The sequence below is a fragment of the Amycolatopsis sp. cmx-11-51 genome (genome assembly GCF_047608665.1).
In the GTDB taxonomy this organism is placed as follows: domain Bacteria; phylum Actinomycetota; class Actinomycetes; order Mycobacteriales; family Pseudonocardiaceae; genus Amycolatopsis.
The window spans coordinates 163708-181395 of the sequence record NZ_JADNQO010000008.1; the positions used below are offsets into that span (position 1 = coordinate 163708).

A 17688-nucleotide genomic window follows, 5' to 3' on the forward strand; every position below is an offset into this window, starting at 1 on the left:
TCCCGAGGACGTCGAAGAAAGCATGGCCCGTGCGCTCAACGCCGCCCTGCGCGACAGCATGGCGGCGGATCGGTCCGTGCACGTGCTGGGTGAGGACGTCGGTGCGCTCGGCGGCGTGTTCCGGGTGACCGACGGCCTGACCGCCGAGTTCGGGGAAGACCGGTGCACCGACACGCCGCTCGCGGAGGCAGGGATCCTCGGCAGCGCCATCGGCATGTGCCTCTACGGCGCCCGTCCGGTCGTCGAGATGCAGTTCGACGCGTTCGCCCACCCGGCCTTCGAGCAGCTCGTCGGACACGCCGCCAAGATGCGCAACCGGACCAGGGGAGCGGTTTCGCTGCCGCTCACCGTCCGGGTGCCCTACGGCGGTGGCATCGGCGGCGTCGAGCACCACAGCGATTCCTCCGAGGCGTACTACACGCACACCCCGGGGCTGCACGTCGTCACCCCGGCCACCGTCGATGACGCCTACGGCCTGCTGCGGCAAGCGATCGCGAGTGATGACCCGGTCGTGTTCCTCGAGCCGAAACGGTTGTACTGGGGCAAGCAGCCCTTCCGCCGCACCCTCGACGTGCCGCCCATCGGCCGCGCGGTCGTGCGCCGCCCCGGCCGGGACGCCGTGCTCGTCACGTATGGGCCGAGCCTCGAGGTGTGTCTCGAAACCGCGGAGGCGGCCAAACCGCTGGGGCTGGACGTCGCCGTGCTCGACCTGCGGAGCCTCGTCCCGCTGGACGACGAGACGATCTGCGAAGTGGTGCGCCGGACCGGCCGCGCGGTGGTCGTGCACGAGGCGACCGGTTTCGGCGGAGTGGGCGCGGAGATCGCCGCCCGGATCGTCGAGCGCTGTTTCCACCAGCTGGAAGCGCCGGTGCTGCGGGTGACCGGGTTCGACATCCCGTACCCGCCGCCTAAGCTCGAGAGCCACCATCTGCCAAGCGTGGACCGCGTGCTCGACACCCTCGCGCGCCTGCAGTGGGACGGCCGTCCGGGAGGTGTTTCCTGTGCCGGCGCGTGAATTCCTGCTGCCCGACCTCGGCGAGGGCCTGATCGAGGCCACCGTCGTCCAGTGGCTCGTCGCTGTCGGCGACCTGATCGCCGTGGACCAGCCGGTCGCCGAGGTCGAGACCGCGAAGGCGACCGTCGAGGTGCCGAGCCCGCACGGCGGCATCGTCACGGTGCTCTGCGCGGCAAAAGGCGAGACACTCGCCATCGGGAGACCGCTGCTGGTGGTGGCGGACGAAGACGAGGAAGCCCCGGTAGCGTCCGATCCCGGCTCGGGCCCGGTCCTCGTCGGTTACGGCACCACCCGGCGCTCGACGCGGAACCGGCGTGACCTGTTCGGCGGCCGAGAGCCCGCCACTCGCGGCGGCACCGCGGCGGCCCCGGCGCGCGGTGCCGTCGCGGTGGCCTCACCGGTGGTGCGGCGGCTGGCCAAGGACCACGGCGTCGACCTCACGAAGCTGCGCGGCAGTGGGCCGGGAGGGCTGATCGTGCGCGCGGACGTCGTCGCCGTCACCCGGCCCGCGGCGGACGATGAGGCCCAGCGCGTCCCGATCCGCGGCCGCCGCAAGACCGCCGCCGACCGGTTCACCCGCAGCCACGGCGAGATCCCGGCCGCGACCTGCTGGGTGGACGCCGACGCGACGGAGCTGCGCACGGCGAGGCAGCGGATCAGTACCGACGCCCGGCCGATCGGCTTGTCGGCCCTGCTCGGCCGCGTCTGCGTCGCCGCGCTGGCGAGGTATCCCGATCTCAATTCCACAGTGGACGTCGAACGCGGCGAGCTGGTCCTGCACCGGGTCGTGCACCTCGGGTTCGCCGCACAGGGCCGGGACGGACTGGTGGTCCCGGTGGTGCGCGACGCGCAGAAACTGAGCACCGCCGAGCTCGCGGCCGAGATGGCCCGGCTGGTCGAACGCGCCCGCACGGGTGACCTGTCGCTCGCCGAGATGTCGGGCGGGACGTTCACCCTCAACAACTATGGGGTGTTCGGAGTGGACGGTGCCTCGCCGCTGCTCAACCATCCGGAGGCGGCGATGCTCGGCGTGGGCCGCATCGTGCCCCGGCCGTGGGGCCACGACGGCGGGATCGAACTGCGCGATCTGGTCCAGCTCGGCCTCACCTTCGACCACCGGGTGTGCGACGGCGCCGTGGCGGGCGGATTCCTTCGCTACGTGGCCGACTGCGTGGAGGAGCCGATGCGGCTCCTCGCGGACAACTGACCCTGACGGCTGAAAGGACAGCGAATGCGCAACGGCGGGACGGCTCTCGACGAGGCCAAGGTGCGGCGCGTGCTCGACCGGATCGGTGACCGGAACGGATGGAACTCGGGGGAGGAGCCGGCGCTGGACCGGCTGCTGCGTGGCACGGACGCGCAACCGGAACTGGGCGACGTCCTCGAGGTCTACCGGGACGGCGCCTTCGCGTCACCGCCGGAGATCGGACTGCTGTTGTACTCGGCGGTCCGATCGATCAAACCGGACGTGGTGGTCGAACTCGGTACCTCGTACGGGTTTTCCACCCTGCACATCGCCGCGGCCCTGCGGGACAACGGGCACGGGACCGTCTTCACCTCCGAGATCGACCCTCGCAAGGCCAGGGACGCGACCTGGAACTTCACCGCGGCCGGCCTCCACTCCCACGTACGGGTCCTGCTGGGAGACGCCGCGACGAGCCTGAAGGGTTTCGGCGAGCAGGTCGACTTGGTGTACCTGGACAGCTGGGTGGGTTCGTACCTGGACGCGCTTATCGTCCTGCGGCCCGCGTTGCGACCCGGTGCGCAGATCTACGCGAACTCCACGCGCCGCTTCGGCGTACAGGCACGGCCATACCTGGATCACGTGCGTGACAGCGCGAACGGGTTCTTCTCCGTGGAGGTCCCCCTGGGCAACGGCCTGGAGGCATCGACCTACGTCAGCCGCGAGCTGAGGGAGGGGTCCGCCGGGGCGATCGAGTCCGGGAAGGCCGGATGAACCGGTTCGTCGCCGTTGTCGTACGTCACCGCCGGGCAGTCCGCTCCTGGTCGGCCGGTGGCAGCACCCATACGTGCCGGGGCGGCGCGAACGGTTCCGCCGCGCGCGCCGACATCGTCATCGGCGCGGACGTGCGAGGCATTCGAGGTCGCCGCTCGGCGGGTGGCCGTGAGCCCGCACCTCGTCTCCACCTCGGGGACGCAGCCCGGATTCGCTCGCGTCACCGCCGAGGTGCTCAACGCCGGCGAGCTGCCCATCACCGACGTCTTCATTCGTGTGCACAGCGCACTTTTGCAGGAGGTCCCCTTCGCCGTCGCTCACCGGCTCGATGCGGGGGAGAAGCTGACGCTTGATCTGGTCGTCGTCGAAAACCCCGATCCGGGTTCCGTGCCCTACTCCGACCGTCTCCAAACTTCCGCGAGTTTCACTGATTTTGACGGCTGGATGTGGCAGCGGTGGGCCGATGGCAGCATCAAGCCGCCGGTGGACATGCGACCTCGCAGTCGTTGGCGAACCCGTCTTCACCGGATTCGGCTTATTGGATGGCTGGTGGGCAAGTGGCGCCGTCGCGACGAGCGACCGCCTCGGCACCACACAGCGCGTTTCGGGCGTAGAGCAAGGACAACGGGCTGGGTACCTTCCGGGATCGCTGGGAAGCTCACATCCAGTACGACCGTGTCACTCTGCTCGCTACGCCGGGGCGATGCCGAAGGCGCACGATGGAACCACCTGGACCGGGAACACCGGTTTCGATGGCCTAGATTCCAAGAGCCGCCCGCAGCGCGGCATGCACGTTGCGTTTGTGCTCTTCCGATCACCGGCGACGACTGCGGCGATATCGCGGAACTCGACGCCGGCTGGGAGCCATGCCCACCCACGCCGGACACGATGCGAATACCGCCGGGGTCTGCCTGACACAGACCTCTGCCCGCATGGACGCGCCCTCATTCCCCTCCACCATGAGCGGTGGTGGCCGACGCCGAATGTGCTGCCGCACAGGTGATCCAGACAGTCCTGCGCGGTGCCGACCGCACTGATCCCGATCAGGTGCTCGGTGTACTCGACAGATGCGGCCGCAGCGCCGGGTCGGTCGGCCGAGAACGTTGCCAGGTGGCGAAGTCGGTGTAGCGCACGGGGAGTCCGGGCAGCGTCCACGCGTGTAGTCGACTGAGTGCGCAGTCGCCGGACGACCGGCGTCTTGGTCGACGGAGAATCGGGGAGGTTCACGGTGCGAGCTCGCCGGGACAGACCGTGCCGGGCGCGGGCAGGGTGCCGTCGATGAGATAGGCGTTTCCGTGGCGGCGGAGACAGGTGTTGCCCAGCAGGTAGGCGGCATGTCCGTCGCCGTGCCGGACCGGGCGCGCCCGAGGGAACTGCGACGCGACGTGTGCCGCCCCGAGATGGCCAGTGTTGTTGTCGAGTTCGCCGATCGTCACCAGGACGGGCGGTGAGTGTGGCGCCGAAAGCGGGTGTGGCGGGTAAGCGGGCTCCCCGGGGATGCCGACGCAGCGCCCGAGTTGGTAGCGGCCTTCGATCCAGCCGAAGCGCGGGGCGATGGCCTTCAGCTGTCGTTCGATCCGGAGAAATCGGTGGTAACCGGGCAATGCCGGCACGAAGTCGTGGCACAGGGTCGCGCTTTGCACGGATCCGGTCGGACCATTCGGTGGGTACTGGAGCACGGTGCGAAAGTCGCCGAAGTCACCGGCTCGCGCTTTCGCGATGGCCCGTGCCAGATCCGGCCACCGAGGTGGGTTCATGCCGACGAGCGCGCCGGCGAACAGGTCACCGGTCGAGTGGCCGGCCGACGCGACGAGGTCGTCCCAGGCTGCTGCGGCGTCCACGCCGTACAGCGCGCAGGACGGTGTTCGCGCACACCAATCGCGGAAGCGCGACAACTGCTGTTCCTGCGCTTGGGCGTGGTCGGACAACCAGTCGACGAGCCGGGCCTGCGTGTGGTCGGCGACACCATCGAGGTACAGCCGCTCCAGCCGCGCTCCGAACAGTTCGGCGTACGCCTGCCCGTAAGTGGTGCCGTAGGAATTGCCGAAGTACCGCAGCTTCTCCTCGCCGAGTGCCGCGCGGAGGGCGTCCAGATCATGCGCCATCTGCCAGGAGTTGAGGCCCGCGAACGCCGGTCCGGCGGCCTGACGACACCCGGCGTCGTACGCCGCGTTCTCCTTGGCGTGCGCCCGCCACGTGGCCTCATCCTGCCCGCGCACCAAACCGAGGATCGACGCCGGAGAGCGCGGGCACTCGATCCGCCCGGCGTCCCGGCCGAGCCCGCGCGGGTCGAACACCACGACGTCCAGCCGTTTGGTGAGCTGATCGAGCCAGCTCTGAATCGGCGCCGACCGCGGGCCGGTGATCGCGGCCGTGCTGTTGCCCGCACCGAGGTTGGCCACCACTTTGCCTGACCGGCGAGCCGGATCCTTCGCCGCGACCCGCACCACGTCGACAACGGTGGCCGGTCCCGTCCGATCGGTCCAATCCACCGGGACGGGGTCGCTGACGGCGACTCGGAAAGGTTCCATCTGTGACCGAACTCGCTCGCGTGTTGCCACCGGAAACGCTTGACCTTCACCTTCCACGAAGGACGGCACAGTCACAGCACCTGGATGGCCGAGGACGGCATCCCCGAAGTCGCCCGCCGGGGGCGGCTGGGTCAGAAGATGAAGGGCATCGCGAGGGTCTACGACACGTGACTCCGCTGATGCGCCGCCAGATTCTGCAAGCGCTCGAGACCCGCTGGATCGGGTCGCTGGTCGCCCTCACCCCGAGTGAGCGGACGAAGCTGGGGGAGTGGTTCCCGCACCTGCATGCCACGTTCGGTGACATGCGACTCGAGACGGCCCGAAGGTCATCGCCATTTCATTGCCATTGAACGACGGAAGCCCTGCTCCTCCGAGGAGGAACAGGGCTTCCGTCGTGCGAAAACAGTTGGTGCGCGATACTGGGATTGAACCAGTGACCTCTTCCGTGTCAGGGAAGCGCTCTCCCGCTGAGCTAATCGCGCGAGGTGGAGACGGGATTCGAACCCGTGTACACGGCTTTGCAGGCCGTTGCCTCGCCTCTCGGCCACTCCACCGTGTCAGGCCCTGGAAGGCCTTCCGAGCGGATGACGGGATTCGAACCCGCGACCCTCACCTTGGCAAGGTGATGCGCTACCAGCTGCGCTACATCCGCACATCCTCGGTCCAGGTGGGAGGTCAGACCCTCGCGGTTCCGTCTCTCACCTCGTCGCCGTGGTGTGTGTGAACACTATCCGACCCTGAAAGCGGCTTTGCAACCGGGGTGCCACTTGCTGTTCGCAAGCCCGTCATCAGGTCAGATCGTTGGGGATGAGGTGGGTCAATGCGTCGTCGACGTCGACCCACAGGTGCTCGTTGCCTGGCAGCACGACGTCGTAGGTCCGGTCGAGGAAGTCGGCCAGCTCCTGAGCGGATGCCTCGAACATGGCGTGCCCGGAGGGCGAGTTCAGTTCGATGAGGACGGACTCGGGATCTTCGACGGAGGGGCGGATGCGGACGTCGCCATCGCCCGCGTCGGCCAGGAGGCCGTCGGCGAGGAGATCGCGGGCGTACACCCACTCGACCCAGCCGGCGCGGCCGGTGCGGAAGGCAGCGACGACCGCGTAAGGGTCGCGTGTGTCGTATCGCAGTTCCACCTTGACCGGAACCGCGGGTGTCCGCGGCGCCAGGAGGTCGAACACCGCCGTCGAGCGGAGCGTCACGTGATCGTTGCGCATCGTCCTACCCTTCGTCTCCTTCCCGGCCCGGTCGAACCGAGTGGCGATGATGTGACGTATCGGCCGGCTGATCGGAACGCGGTTTTGCCGCAGATCACCCGGACGGGGTCATCGGACCCCGGATCCATACTCCGCCACCCCATCATCACCCGCGCGACGCGCAGCCCTACATGCGCCCTGCAGGCAGTCCACATGTACATACTGCGCGGTTTAGTCGTCACGCGATAGCACCGTCGCATGAATGTCGAAACGGGTCGCAGGCGCCCCCTGGCCTCGACAACCCCGGCTAGCTCGTGGTTGTTCGCTCCGTATTTGCTGGTGAGCGGAGTGTGGTCGGGACGAACCACCCGTTTGCAGGCGCCCTAAAGTCGTGGGGTAGTGTCTGCCGGACACCGCGAGCGGGCGATTAGCTCAGCGGGAGAGCGCTTCGTTCACACCGAAGAGGTCGCTGGTTCGATCCCAGTATCGCCCACCGGATGAAGGCCCTGGACCACTCGGTCCGGGGCCTTGATTCGTTCTCGGACGGTGTCGGCGGGCAGCCGTCCGGCGGCATTCGATCCCCAGGTCGGACGCGGGTTATGTGGGGGCGGTACTTCTACCGTCGCGGGCAGGCCCGCCTGCCCGGCTGAATTCGCCCGGTACGAAAGGGATGGCCGGGATCACCGGATCGGACATCTCCACAGCGGGCCGGTCCGGCCGGTGTGGACATTCGCCGGAAATTTGGTGTCGCGCGACGAAAACGTCACATGAGAGGTCCATCGAGACAACATTGTGATCCTCGGCACGCCGTGCCCTCCTAGGAGGTCTAGACCATGGTGGAAGTGATGCGGAGCACGGAGGAGCGGCTCACTCGTCCGGCTCTGGCTGCGGGGTCGCCGTGATGCTGACGTGATGTGACGAAACGCCACTCCCGTGACCGATTGACAAGGTAGGTCGGGACGAGGTGAGCGCGCCTCTGGGGCCGTGCTGCTCCCAGGGGGTGAAATCCACAGTGGACCGGTCGGAGATCGACTTTTCCGGACCGTCCACTATGGAGTTTTCGGGGCTGTTCGGCCGTTCGGGTGCGCTGTGCTCCAAGTGGCCGGGAAGGCCGGGAATTCGTGACTACTTTGCGTAGTTGTTCGGAGGATACGATCTATTACGCATCGTCATCATCTTGTTATCAACAGGTCATTCATTTGCCGGAAGGTCGCGCAGGGCGTGGCTGGAAATCCTTGTAACGATGGCCGGAGAGTGGCCGATACCTTGTCGTGTGTCGCCCCATCGGCCGCTGCGGGACCTTGAGAATCGATCACTCTTCGAAATCACTCTCATTTACTCAGCGTGTTGATCCGGCGTTCGGGAATCCCCAATCCGGGAGGTCTGATGGAAGAGTCGGTGCGGCCGTCGTCCACCGTTAACGGGACGCCGCAGCACATCGACCTTCAGTCGATCCCGCTTCCCCCGCAAAGGGGTGCGGGCATCGCCGCGGCGGTCGACACGACGTCGGCGCGGCCGCCGTACGCGGCTTGGGAATCGCGCTACCGTGCCTGGGTCATCGGTAGTGACGTTTTCACCGCCTTCGCACTCATCGTGATGAGCGCCTTCTTGATCGATCGATCCGATCCGCACGACATGCACGCGCTCGGTACCGCGGCGGCGTTCCTGTTCGGCTTGTCGGTCTGTCGCGCCTGGAGTCCTCGCGTGCTGGGCGAAGGCGCGGAGGAGTACCGGACGCTGGGGCGAGGTCTGGTGGCCACCGCGGTCCTCGTCGCGCTGGGCGGCTTGCTCTTCGGCGCGCTCGCCGTGCAACCGTGGGTCTTCATCGTCGTCCCGATGATCTCGGTCTTCATGTTCCTGCAGCGGTACGCGCTGCGACAGGTGCTGCACCGGCGCAGACGGCTCGGTGAGTGCCTGCTGCCGGTGCTCGCGGCCGGCAGCGCCGACACGGTCGCCGATCTCATCGCCCGCACCAAGGCCGACCCGCACGTCGGCTGGCGGGTGGAAGCGGTCTGCACGTACTCCGGCGCCGGCGCGGAGCGGGGGAGCGGTGAGGTGGAAGGCGTTCCGGTCGTCGGGAAGCTCGACGACCTCGCGGGCCATGTCCGCCGTGGCGGCTACCGCGTGGTCGCCGTGACCGCGGACCAGCACTGGAACCCGAAACGCCTGCAGCGCCTCGCCTGGGACCTCGAAGGCACCTCCGCCGAGATGGTGGTCGCCCCGATGCTGATGGAGGTGGCCGGTCCCCGGCTGAACGTCTCCGGCGTGCTCGGCATGCCACTGCTGCGGGTCAGCGCGCCGATGTTCACCGGTGGCCGCCGTCTGGTCAAGGAAGTGCTCGACAGGTTCGGCTCCGCCCTGATCCTCACCCTCGTTTCCCCGCTGTTGCTGGCGATCGCGGTCGCGATCAAGCTCGACGACCGCGGTCCGGTGATCTACCGGCAGCGCCGTGTCGGCCGCGACGGCCACACGTTCACGATGCTGAAGTTCCGCACCATGGTCACCAACGCCGACAAGCTCAAGCAGGAACTCCAGGCGGACAACGAAGGCGCGGGACCACTGTTCAAAATGCGGGAGGATCCGCGGATCACGCGGGTCGGCGGCATGCTTCGCCGGTACTCGCTCGACGAACTGCCACAGTTGCTCAACGTCGTGAGCGGGCGTATGTCCCTCGTCGGCCCTCGTCCGCCGTTGCCGGAGGAGACCGCGAAATACGCCCCCGACGCGCGCCGTCGCCTGCTGGTGAAGCCGGGCCTGACCGGGCTCTGGCAGGTCAGCGGTCGAAGCGACCTCAGCTGGGCCGAGAGCATCCGTCTCGACCTGCGCTATGTCGAGGACTGGTCGCTCGCCCTGGACCTGGTGATCCTCTGGAAGACCTTCCGGGCCGTGGTGCAGGGGCGAGGGGCCTACTGACCTCCCGATAGTGATCGACCGCACACATCCGGATAGTTGAACGAGAAATAGTTCAACGCTCAACCAGGTTGAGCCGAGTAACTGGAAGCGTACGGAAGGAAGATCCACCCATGACCACCAGCGTTGAGTCGGCCGTAACCCTGAACCTCCCACAGGACGTGCAGGACCTGCTGTTCCGCGAGGCCCGCACCGCGAACAACTTCAGTGCCGAGCCGGTGACCGACGAGCAGCTCCGCGCGATCTACGAACTGGTCAAGTGGGCCCCGACGTCGATGAACAACCAGCCGCTGCGCGCGCTGGTGATCCGGACCGAAGACGGCAAGAAGCGCCTCTCCCCGTTGCTGTCCGAGGGCAACCGCGCGAAGACCGAGGCCGCGCCCGTGACCGTCGTGCTGGCCGCCGACACCGAGTTCCACGAGCATCTGCCGCGGACGTTCCCGCACTTCCCCGGCGCCAAGGACCTGTTCGCCGACGAGGCGGGTCGCACCGAGGTCGCCAAGCTCAACGCGCTGCTGCAGGTCGGCTACTTCATCATCGGCGTCCGCGCCGCCGGGCTGGCCGCCGGTCCGATGACCGGCTTCGACCGCGAAGGCGTCGACAAGGAGTTCTTCGCGGACAAGTCGTGGAAGTCCCTCGTCGTGATCAACGTCGGCAAGCCGGGTGACAACCCCTGGTTCGACCGCCTGCCGCGGCTGGACTTCGACGAGGTCGTCGAGACCATCTGACCCGTCGCTCGAAACGCGTTGGCCTCCTTCCAATGAGAAGGAGGCCAACGCGTGGTTAGGGGTAATGCGCGTGAGTCGCGCCGCACGTGACGACTAACATCACGGGAACCATCCGCTTTCACCGCGAGGAGTCCATCGTGTCCCAGCCGTCGTCAGTAGCAGCCGCAACCGCCTCGCGCGTGGTGGTACCGGCGGGCACTACGGCGGGCGCCGCGGTCCGAGAGGCAGGTCTGCCGACCAAGGGGCCGGACACGATCGTCGTCGTGCGCGACGCCGAGGGCAACCTCCGCGACCTGGCCTGGGCCCCGGAGTCCGAGGTCGAGGTCGAGGCCGTCGCCGCCAACACCGAAGACGGCCGCAGCGTCATCCGTCACTCGGCCGCCCATGTGCTCGCCCAGGCCGTGCAGCAGCAGTTCCCGCAGGCCAAGCTCGGCATCGGGCCGCCGGTCAAGGACGGCTTCTACTACGACTTCGCCGTCGACACCCCGTTCACCCCGGAAGACCTGCAGGCGCTGGAAAAGCGCATGAAGCAGATCGTGAAGGGTTCGCAGCAGTTCTCCCGCCGCGTCTTCGACTCGGTCGACGAGGCCAAGAAGGAACTGGCCGACGAGCCGTTCAAGCTCGAACTCGTCGACATCAAGTCCGATGTGGACACTTCCGAGATCATGGAGGTCGGCGGCGGCGAGCTGACCATCTACGACAACCTCGACCCGCGCACCAAGGAGCGCGTGTGGAGCGACCTCTGCCGCGGACCGCACGTGCCGACCACCAAGTTCATCCCGGCGTTCAAGCTCACCCGCGTCGCCGCGGCGTACTGGCGCGGCGACGACAAGAACCCGCAGTTGCAGCGGATCTACGGCACCGCATGGGAATCCGCCGAGGCGCAGGACGTCTACCTGGAGCGCCTCGCCGAGGCCGAGCGCCGCGACCACCGCAAGCTGGGCGTCGAGCTGGACCTGTTCTCCTTCCCCGACGAGATCGGCTCGGGGCTGCCCGTGTTCCACCCCAAGGGCGGGATCATCCGGCAGGAGATGGAGAACTACTCGCGCCGGCGGCATGTCGAGGCCGGGTACGACTTCGTCTACTCCCCGCATATCACCAAGGGCGCGCTCTTCGAGACCTCCGGCCACCTCGACTGGTACCGCGACGGCATGTACCCGGCGATGCACCTCGACGCCGAGCACAACGAGGACGGTTCGGTCCGCAAGCCGGGCCAGGACTACTACCTCAAGCCGATGAACTGCCCGTTCCACGACCTGATCTTCCGCTCACGCGGGCGTTCCTACCGGGAACTGCCACTGCGGATGTTCGAGTTCGGCTCGGTGTACCGCTACGAGAAGTCCGGTGTCATCCACGGACTCACCCGCGTCCGGGGCATGACGCAGGACGACGCACACATCTTCTGCACCCTGGAGCAGGTCCCCGGTGAGCTGAAGTCCCTTTTGGACTTCGTGTTGAACCTGTTGCGCGACTACGGTCTCGACGACTTCTACCTCGAACTGTCCACTCGGAACGAAGAGAAGTACATCGGATCCGAAGAGGTGTGGGCCGAGGCGACCGAGGTGCTGCGCACCGCCGCCGTGGACTCCGGGCTCGAACTGGTGCCGGACCCGGGCGGCGCGGCGTTCTACGGGCCGAAGATCTCCGTGCAGGCCAAGGACGCGCTGGGTCGCACGTGGCAGATGTCGACCATCCAGCTGGACTTCATGCTGCCCGAGAAGTTCGAGCTGGAGTACACCGCTGGCGACGGCAGCCGTCAGCGTCCGGTGATGATCCACCGCGCGCTGTTCGGGTCGATCGAGCGGTTCTTCGGTGTGCTGACCGAGCACTACGCGGGCGCGTTCCCGGCGTGGCTGTCGCCGGTCCAGGTGGTCGGCATCCCGATCACCGAGGACCAGGTCGAGCACCTGCGCGGGGTCGAGAAGGCGCTGCGGGCCAAGGGGATCCGGGTCAACGTCGACGCGAGTGACGACCGGATGCAGAAGAAGATCCGCACCCACACCACGCAGAAGGTACCCTTCATGCTCCTGGCGGGCGCGAAGGACGTCGAGGCGGGCGCGGTGTCGTTCCGGTTCCGTGACGGCGGCCAGATCAACGGCATCCCGGTGGCCGACGCGGTCGAGGCGATCACCGGTTGGGTCCAGCGTCGCGAGAACTCCTCGCCGACGGTGGCGGGCTTGGAGACGGTCCTCCGGTGACGGGCCCCGATGGCCCTGAAGTCGTCGGACAGGACGGAGTAGGGGTCCCGGACGCGCTGCAGCGCCTGTGGACCCCGCACCGCCTCGCCTACGTGCAGGGCTCGAAGAAACCCGACGAAGGCTGTCCGTTCTGTCGCCTCCCCGAGAAGAGCGACGAGGACGCGCTGATCCTCGCGCGCGGGAAGAACGTGTACGCGGTACTGAACCTGTACCCGTACAACCCCGGTCACCTGATGGCCGTGCCGTACCGCCATGTCGCGGATTACCCGGACCTGACGCCGGAGGAGACCGTCGAGGTCGCCGAGTTCACCCAGCACGCGATGCGGGTGATCCGGGAGGTTTCGTCGGCGCACGGGTTCAACATCGGGATGAACCAGGGTGTGATCGCCGGCGCGGGGATCGCCGCGCACCTGCACCAGCACGTGGTGCCGAGGTGGGGCGGCGACGCGAACTTCATGCCGGTGATCGGGCATACGAAGGTCTTGCCGCAGCTGCTGGGGGAGACGCGGCAGCTGCTGGCGGATGCCTGGTAGGTGCCTGGCGCAAGTAGTCCTCTAGTTGCGGTCCTTGCACACGCAACTACCGCAACTAGAGGACTACTTGCGCCAGGCACTCACGGCCCAACCGGCCCACCCGGCCGAAGCGTGACTCAGGCGTTGAGCGCGGCCTGCAGCTCGATGTCGATCTTGACCTTCTCGGACAGGAAGGCGTTGCCCTCGGGGCCGATGCCGAAGTCGCGGCGGTTCACGGTGGCGGTGGCCGAGACGCCGAGTGTGGTGGCGTTGTCGTTGGCCGGGTTGGTGCCGATGCCGTTGAACTCGGCTTCGAGCGAGACCGGGACGCTCTTGCCGCGCCAGGTGAGTTCGCCGTCGATGACGTAGTCGCCGCCGTCCTCGCGGATGCCGGTCGAGCGGAAGGTGATGACCGGGTGCTCGTCGACGTGGAAGAAGTCCTCGGACTTGAGGTGCGTGTCACGCCCGTCGACACCGCTGGCGACCGACGAGGCGTCGATCTCGACGGTGACGGTGGAGTCGAGGATGTTGTCGGCGGTGACGACCTCGCCGGTGAAGGCGGTGAAGTTGCCGCGGGACTTCGCCAGGCCGAGGTGCTTCACGGTGTAGGCGATGTCGGAGTGGGCGGTGTCGACGGTCCACTTGCCTGCGACGTAGCCCGGGATTTCGGTGGTGGTCATTAAGTCGATCTCCAAAGTCTGTGATCTGTCTGTGGTGAACCCTCGGCTGGTTGAGCGCTCAACCACGACTGTAGCGCAGTTTGGTTGAGCGCTCAACCAGGGGTAGAATGAGTGACATGTCCGAACCCCGATGGCTCTCCGACGAGGAGCAAAGAACCTGGCGCGACTTCTCCGCGGCCACGCGGATGCTGCAAGCGCATTTGGAGGGCCAGCTCCAGCACGAGGCGGGCATGCCCCACACCTACTACGAAGTACTCGTCGCCCTGTCCGAGGCGCCGGGCCGTCGGCTGCGGATGAGCGAACTCGCCGACGCGCGCAAGGCGTCACGAAGCAGGCTTTCGCACGCGGTCGCGCGGCTCGAGGCGAACGGCTGGGTGCGCCGTGAGTCCTGCCCCGCCGACAAGCGTGGTTCCTGGGCTGTGCTCACCGCCGAAGGCTTCGCCGCGCTGGAGAAGGCCGCGCCCGGGCACGTCGAGGCCGTCCGCGAGAGCCTCTTCGACCCGCTGACCCCCGAACAGGTGAAAGCGCTCGGGGAGATCAGCGCCGCCGTGCTGGGGCGGCTGTCGCCGAAATGTGCCGCCGCGGAGGCGGAACTCGCGCTGCGGGAAGACGCTCTCGCCGACCTGGAGGACCCGGCCGAACTGGCCAAAGCGGACTGAGGGAAAGCCGGTCCAGGGGCAGGCGCGACGACGGGCGTCGGTGCGGGTGGATAGGCTTCGGGCACCATCCGACCCTGCTGCTTAGGTGCACCTGAAGAACCGATGCTCAACATTTTCGCGCGCGCCTCCGTTTCCCGCGTCACCGACCCGTTGGGGAAGGTGCTCGTGCGCGCCGGTCTGACCCCGAACGCGATGACCGTCATCGGCACGGCCGGGGCGGTGCTCTGCGCGCTCGCGTTCTTCCCCAACGACATGCTGCTGTGGGGCACCTTCACCGTCTGGGGCTTCGCGATGCTGGACCTGCTCGACGGCGCGATGGCCCGCGCCCGCGGGTACGGCACGGCGTTCGGGGCCGTCCTCGACGCGACCTGCGACAGACTGGTCGACGGCGCGTTGTTCGCCGCGATCGCGTGGTGGTGCTTCGTCCACGACGACAACCGGCCCGCCGCGGCCGCCGCGCTGATCTGCCTGGTGCTCGCGCAGGTCATCTCGTACGTCAAGGCCCGCGCCGAGGCCTCCGGGCTGGAGGCGGACGGCGGGCTCGTCGAACGCGCGGAGCGGCTGATCATCGCCCTCGTGGGAACCGGGCTGCACGGTCTGGGCGTTCCGTACACCGTGGACATCACGCTCTGGCTGCTCGCGGTGCTTTCGGTGATCACCCTGCTGCAGCGGACGGCCGCGGTGGCCAAGGCGGCGAGGGCCGCGAAGGCGGCCGGGCCACCCGTCACGGAAGGCGGGTCATGAGCGGGTACTCCCAGCGGCTCGGCGACTTCGGCTACGCGGCGGGCTGGCGGCTCGCGCGCTGGCTGCCGGAGCAGATCGGCGCGGTGACCTTCGGCCTCGGCGCCGACCTCGCCGTCCGGCGGGACGGCGGTGCGGTGCGCCAGCTCCGGAGCAATCTCGCCAGGGTCGTGCCGCAGGCGGACGATGCCGAACTCGACGAACTGACCAGCCGCGCGATGCGGTCCTACGCTCGGTACTGGCACGAAATGTTCCGGCTGCCTTCGATGGATCACAAGGAGGTCAGCCGCAAGGTCTCCCAGTCGATCACCGGGGTCGAGAACCTCGACGCCGCTCTCGCCGAGGGCAACGGCGCGGTGATGGCGTTGCCGCACAGCGGAAACTGGGACGCGGCGGGCGTCTGGCTGGCGGACTACCTCGGCGGCTTCACCACGGTCGCGGAGCGGCTGAAACCCGAATCGCTGTACCAGCGGTTCGTGTCTTATCGGGAATCCCTCGGATTCGAGATCGTGCCACTGACCGGTGACAGCTCCGCGATGCGCGTGCTGCTCAAGCGGCTGCGGGAGAACAAGGCGATCTGCCTGGTGGGGGACAGGGACCTGACGACTTCCGGGGTGCCGGTCAAGTTCTTCGGCGAGCAGACCCGGATGCCCGGCGGCCCGGCCCGGCTGGCCGCCACCACCGGTGCGGCGCTGATCCCGGCGGGCTGCTGGTTCACCGAGGACGGCTGGCAGATCCGGCTGCACCCGCGGATCCGGGTCACGAACCGGTCCGAGGTCCCGGCGGCCACCCAGGCGCTGGCGGACATCTTCGCCGGTGACATCGCCGCGCATCCGGCGGACTGGCACATGATGCAGAAGTTCTGGCTCTCCGATTTCGAAGCCGGGGAACAGGCCGACCTCGGCGAAGCGAGTTGAGCCGATGGCTCAGACGCGGGGCATGAAGATCGGGATCGTCTGCCCGTACTCGTTCGACGTGCCGGGCGGGGTGCAGGGACACGTCATCGCTCTCGCGAAGGCACTTCTCGCGCGCGGGCACGAGGTCTCGGTGCTCGCGCCCGCGGACGAGGACTCCGACGTCCCGGACTTCGTCGTCCCCGCCGGGAAGGCGCTCGGCATCCCGTACAACGGCTCGGTCGCACGGCTGCAGTTCGGCCCGGTGTCCTACGCACGGGTGCGGCGGTGGATCCGTGATGGCGAGTTCGACGTCCTGCACCTGCACGAACCCGCCGCGCCGAGTCTTTCCCTGCTGGCGTTGAAGGTCGCGGACGGCCCGATCGTGGCGACCTTCCACACCGCGACGACGCGTTCGCGCACGCTGGCGGCGTTCCAGCCGGTGCTGCGGCCGCTGCTGGAGAAGATCACCGCGCGGATCGCGGTGTCGGCGCTGGCCCGCCGGGTCCAGGTCGAGCACGCCGGCGGTGACGCGGTCGAGGTGCCCAACGGCGTCGACGTCGACTTCTTCTCGCGCGCGCTCCCGCTGGACGGCTATCCGCGAGCGGGCGGCACGGTGGGCTTCGTCGGGCGGTACCTCGAGCCCCGCAAGGGGATGAGCGTGCTGCTGGAGGCGCTGCGGATCCTGCTGCCGGACTTCGAGGACCTGCGGCTGCTGATCGTCGGCGGGGGTGACGCGGACCAGCTCCGGCGTGAGGCGGGCCCGGACCTGGCACCGCACATCGATCTGCTGGGCCAGGTCGACGACGAGACGAAGGCACGCGCCCTGCGCAGCGCCGACGTGTACTGCGCGCCCAACACGGGCGGGGAGAGTTTCGGGATGATCCTCACCGAGGCGATGGCGGCGGGCACCCCGGTGCTGGCGAGCGGACTGGATTCGTTCCGCCGGGTCCTCGACGACGGCAGGGCCGGGATGCTGACCGAAACCGGTGACCCGGTGGCGTTGGCCGACGGGTTGCGTGAGCTGCTCGGTGACCCGGCGCGGCGGGCGTCGCTGGCGGCGGCCGCGGGCGAGCGGGTCGCGATGTTCGACTGGTCCGTCATCACCACGCAGGTCCTGCGGGTTTACGAGGCGGCGATCGCCGCCGATCCCCGGCGGGTCGGCGCGGGCGAACGCGAGTTCAGCCGATGACGGCCTGGGTGTGGCTCGGCGGCCTGCTGGCCGCGATCGTGGTGCTGGGCGGGCTGTTCCTGCTCGCGACGGCGAACCGGCTGGACCGGCTGCACGTCCGCACGGACGCGGGCTGGGCGGCTCTCGACGCCGCCCTCGCGCGCCGCGCCGTCGTCGCCAGGGCGGCCGCGGTGATCCTGGCGGACGAAGAACTGCGCGCGCTGGCCGAACGGGCCGAGCACGCCCGGCGCCCGGATCGCGAAGCCGAGGAGAGCGAACTGACGCTGCGGCTGGCGCGCGTCGACCGGACGACCTTGCCACCACCGATGGCCGAGGAACTGACCGACGCCGAGCACCGCGTCGTCATCGCGCGGCGGGTGCACAACGACGCCGTCCGTGACACGCTGCATCTGCGCCGCCGCCGGAAGGTCCGCTACTTCGGCCTCGCCGGTACCGCCCGGCTCCCGGAGTACTTCGAGATCGCCGAGCCCGAGCTGTAG

General features: G+C 68.3%; 16 protein-coding genes and 4 tRNA genes. 14 read left to right on the forward strand and 6 right to left on the reverse strand.

All coding sequences use genetic code 11. The annotated features are described in order from the left end of the window. Positions 1-22: 22 nt before the first annotated feature. From ACM6LU_RS25795 to ACM6LU_RS25805, 3 genes are read left to right on the forward strand one after another with little or no spacing between them, the layout of a single operon-like run. Positions 23-1015 carry an alpha-ketoacid dehydrogenase subunit beta gene (locus ACM6LU_RS25795; RefSeq protein WP_414940453.1) on the forward strand — a complete coding sequence of 331 codons (993 nt, stop codon included), beginning with the start codon at positions 23-25 and terminating at the stop codon, positions 1013-1015. Continuing rightward, positions 1002-2222 carry a dihydrolipoamide acetyltransferase family protein gene (locus tag ACM6LU_RS25800; RefSeq protein WP_414940344.1) on the forward strand — a complete coding sequence of 407 codons (1221 nt, stop codon included), beginning with the start codon at positions 1002-1004 and terminating at the stop codon, positions 2220-2222. The genes ACM6LU_RS25795 and ACM6LU_RS25800 overlap by 14 nt, the downstream gene beginning before the upstream one ends. A gap of 24 nt (positions 2223-2246) precedes the next feature. Next, positions 2247-2972 carry an O-methyltransferase gene (locus ACM6LU_RS25805; RefSeq protein WP_414940345.1) on the forward strand — a complete coding sequence of 242 codons (726 nt, stop codon included), beginning with the start codon at positions 2247-2249 and terminating at the stop codon, positions 2970-2972. Between the two features lie 1223 nt (positions 2973-4195). On the opposite strand, the gene ACM6LU_RS25810 is transcribed toward ACM6LU_RS25805, so the two are convergent. Beyond that, complete coding sequence (locus ACM6LU_RS25810) at positions 4196-5503, reverse strand: alpha/beta hydrolase (RefSeq protein WP_414940347.1); 1308 nt, start codon at positions 5501-5503, stop codon at positions 4196-4198. Between the two features lie 39 nt (positions 5504-5542). On the opposite strand from ACM6LU_RS25810, the gene ACM6LU_RS25815 reads away from it, so the two are divergent. Beyond that, positions 5543-5674: a hypothetical protein gene (locus tag ACM6LU_RS25815; protein ID WP_414940348.1), complete on the forward strand. Its 132-nt coding sequence runs from the start codon at positions 5543-5545 to the stop codon at positions 5672-5674. A gap of 236 nt (positions 5675-5910) precedes the next feature. Here the strand turns inward: ACM6LU_RS25815 and ACM6LU_RS25820 are convergent. The 4 genes from ACM6LU_RS25820 to ACM6LU_RS25835 all read right to left on the reverse strand — a co-directional run bounded on the left by ACM6LU_RS25820 (position 5911) and on the right by ACM6LU_RS25835 (position 6717). Beyond that, positions 5911-5985 (reverse strand) — tRNA-Val (locus tag ACM6LU_RS25820). Between the two features lies 1 nt (position 5986). Beyond that, positions 5987-6057: transfer RNA gene (locus ACM6LU_RS25825), tRNA-Cys, on the reverse strand. Positions 6058-6082: 25 nt separating this feature from the next. Beyond that, positions 6083-6155: transfer RNA gene (locus ACM6LU_RS25830), tRNA-Gly, on the reverse strand. Positions 6156-6291: 136 nt separating this feature from the next. Beyond that, the gene (locus tag ACM6LU_RS25835) at positions 6292-6717 is read right to left on the reverse strand and encodes an SsgA family sporulation/cell division regulator (RefSeq protein ID WP_220241370.1); all 426 of its coding nucleotides are present in this window, start codon (positions 6715-6717) and stop codon (positions 6292-6294) included. A gap of 400 nt (positions 6718-7117) precedes the next feature. On the opposite strand from ACM6LU_RS25835, the gene ACM6LU_RS25840 reads away from it, so the two are divergent. The 5 genes from ACM6LU_RS25840 to ACM6LU_RS25860 all read left to right on the forward strand — a co-directional run bounded on the left by ACM6LU_RS25840 (position 7118) and on the right by ACM6LU_RS25860 (position 13065). Next, positions 7118-7189, forward strand: a tRNA-Val gene (locus tag ACM6LU_RS25840). 893 nt (positions 7190-8082) lie between these two features. Then, positions 8083-9609 carry a sugar transferase gene (locus tag ACM6LU_RS25845; protein ID WP_414940349.1) on the forward strand — a complete coding sequence of 509 codons (1527 nt, stop codon included), beginning with the start codon at positions 8083-8085 and terminating at the stop codon, positions 9607-9609. Between the two features lie 110 nt (positions 9610-9719). Next, positions 9720-10334 carry a malonic semialdehyde reductase gene (locus tag ACM6LU_RS25850; RefSeq protein ID WP_414940350.1) on the forward strand — a complete coding sequence of 205 codons (615 nt, stop codon included), beginning with the start codon at positions 9720-9722 and terminating at the stop codon, positions 10332-10334. Between the two features lie 137 nt (positions 10335-10471). Next, positions 10472-12532: a threonine--tRNA ligase gene (gene thrS / locus ACM6LU_RS25855; protein ID WP_414940351.1), complete on the forward strand. Its 2061-nt coding sequence runs from the start codon at positions 10472-10474 to the stop codon at positions 12530-12532. Further along, the gene (locus tag ACM6LU_RS25860; RefSeq protein ID WP_414940352.1) at positions 12529-13065 is read left to right on the forward strand and encodes an HIT family protein; all 537 of its coding nucleotides are present in this window, start codon (positions 12529-12531) and stop codon (positions 13063-13065) included. The genes thrS and ACM6LU_RS25860 overlap by 4 nt, the downstream gene beginning before the upstream one ends. Positions 13066-13181: 116 nt before the next feature. On the opposite strand, the gene ACM6LU_RS25865 is transcribed toward ACM6LU_RS25860, so the two are convergent. Continuing rightward, on the reverse strand, positions 13182-13724 hold the full coding sequence (locus tag ACM6LU_RS25865; RefSeq protein ID WP_410600830.1) for a YceI family protein: 543 nt from the start codon (positions 13722-13724) through the stop codon (positions 13182-13184). A 116-nt stretch (positions 13725-13840) separates the two neighbouring features. Here ACM6LU_RS25865 and ACM6LU_RS25870 point away from each other — a divergent pair, with 116 nt between their 5' ends. The 5 genes from ACM6LU_RS25870 (at position 13841) to ACM6LU_RS25890 (ending at position 17688) form a co-directional block, all read left to right on the forward strand. Continuing rightward, on the forward strand, positions 13841-14383 hold the full coding sequence (locus tag ACM6LU_RS25870) for a MarR family winged helix-turn-helix transcriptional regulator (RefSeq protein ID WP_414940353.1): 543 nt from the start codon (positions 13841-13843) through the stop codon (positions 14381-14383). 102 nt (positions 14384-14485) lie between these two features. Continuing rightward, positions 14486-15127 (forward strand): phosphatidylinositol phosphate synthase, encoded by a 642-nt coding sequence (pgsA, locus tag ACM6LU_RS25875; RefSeq protein WP_414940354.1) that lies wholly within the window; start codon positions 14486-14488, stop codon positions 15125-15127. After that, positions 15124-16041, forward strand: coding sequence for a phosphatidylinositol mannoside acyltransferase (locus tag ACM6LU_RS25880; protein WP_414940355.1), 918 nt, complete (start codon positions 15124-15126; stop codon positions 16039-16041). The genes pgsA and ACM6LU_RS25880 overlap by 4 nt, the downstream gene beginning before the upstream one ends. A gap of 22 nt (positions 16042-16063) precedes the next feature. Further along, on the forward strand, positions 16064-17209 hold the full coding sequence (locus ACM6LU_RS25885) for a glycosyltransferase family 4 protein (protein WP_414940454.1): 1146 nt from the start codon (positions 16064-16066) through the stop codon (positions 17207-17209). Next, positions 17206-17688 (forward strand): NUDIX hydrolase, encoded by a 483-nt coding sequence (locus ACM6LU_RS25890; RefSeq protein ID WP_414940356.1) that lies wholly within the window; start codon positions 17206-17208, stop codon positions 17686-17688. Before ACM6LU_RS25885 ends, ACM6LU_RS25890 begins: the two co-directional genes overlap by 4 nt.

Coding starts and splice junctions, on each gene's coding strand:
- ACM6LU_RS25865 (WP_410600830.1), bottom strand. CDS start 13,724: ATGACCACCACCGAAATCCCGGGCTACGTCGCAGGCAAGTGGACCGTC.
- ACM6LU_RS25850 (WP_414940350.1), top strand. CDS start 9,720: ATGACCACCAGCGTTGAGTCGGCCGTAACCCTGAACCTCCCACAGGAC.
- ACM6LU_RS25805 (WP_414940345.1), top strand. CDS start 2,247: ATGCGCAACGGCGGGACGGCTCTCGACGAGGCCAAGGTGCGGCGCGTG.
- ACM6LU_RS25880 (WP_414940355.1), top strand. CDS start 15,124: ATGAGCGGGTACTCCCAGCGGCTCGGCGACTTCGGCTACGCGGCGGGC.
- ACM6LU_RS25870 (WP_414940353.1), top strand. CDS start 13,841: ATGTCCGAACCCCGATGGCTCTCCGACGAGGAGCAAAGAACCTGGCGC.
- pgsA (WP_414940354.1), top strand. CDS start 14,486: ATGCTCAACATTTTCGCGCGCGCCTCCGTTTCCCGCGTCACCGACCCG.
- ACM6LU_RS25845 (WP_414940349.1), top strand. CDS start 8,083: ATGGAAGAGTCGGTGCGGCCGTCGTCCACCGTTAACGGGACGCCGCAG.
- ACM6LU_RS25810 (WP_414940347.1), bottom strand. CDS start 5,503: ATGGAACCTTTCCGAGTCGCCGTCAGCGACCCCGTCCCGGTGGATTGG.
- ACM6LU_RS25885 (WP_414940454.1), top strand. CDS start 16,064: ATGAAGATCGGGATCGTCTGCCCGTACTCGTTCGACGTGCCGGGCGGG.
- ACM6LU_RS25890 (WP_414940356.1), top strand. CDS start 17,206: ATGACGGCCTGGGTGTGGCTCGGCGGCCTGCTGGCCGCGATCGTGGTG.
- ACM6LU_RS25795 (WP_414940453.1), top strand. CDS start 23: ATGGCCCGTGCGCTCAACGCCGCCCTGCGCGACAGCATGGCGGCGGAT.
- ACM6LU_RS25835 (WP_220241370.1), bottom strand. CDS start 6,717: ATGCGCAACGATCACGTGACGCTCCGCTCGACGGCGGTGTTCGACCTC.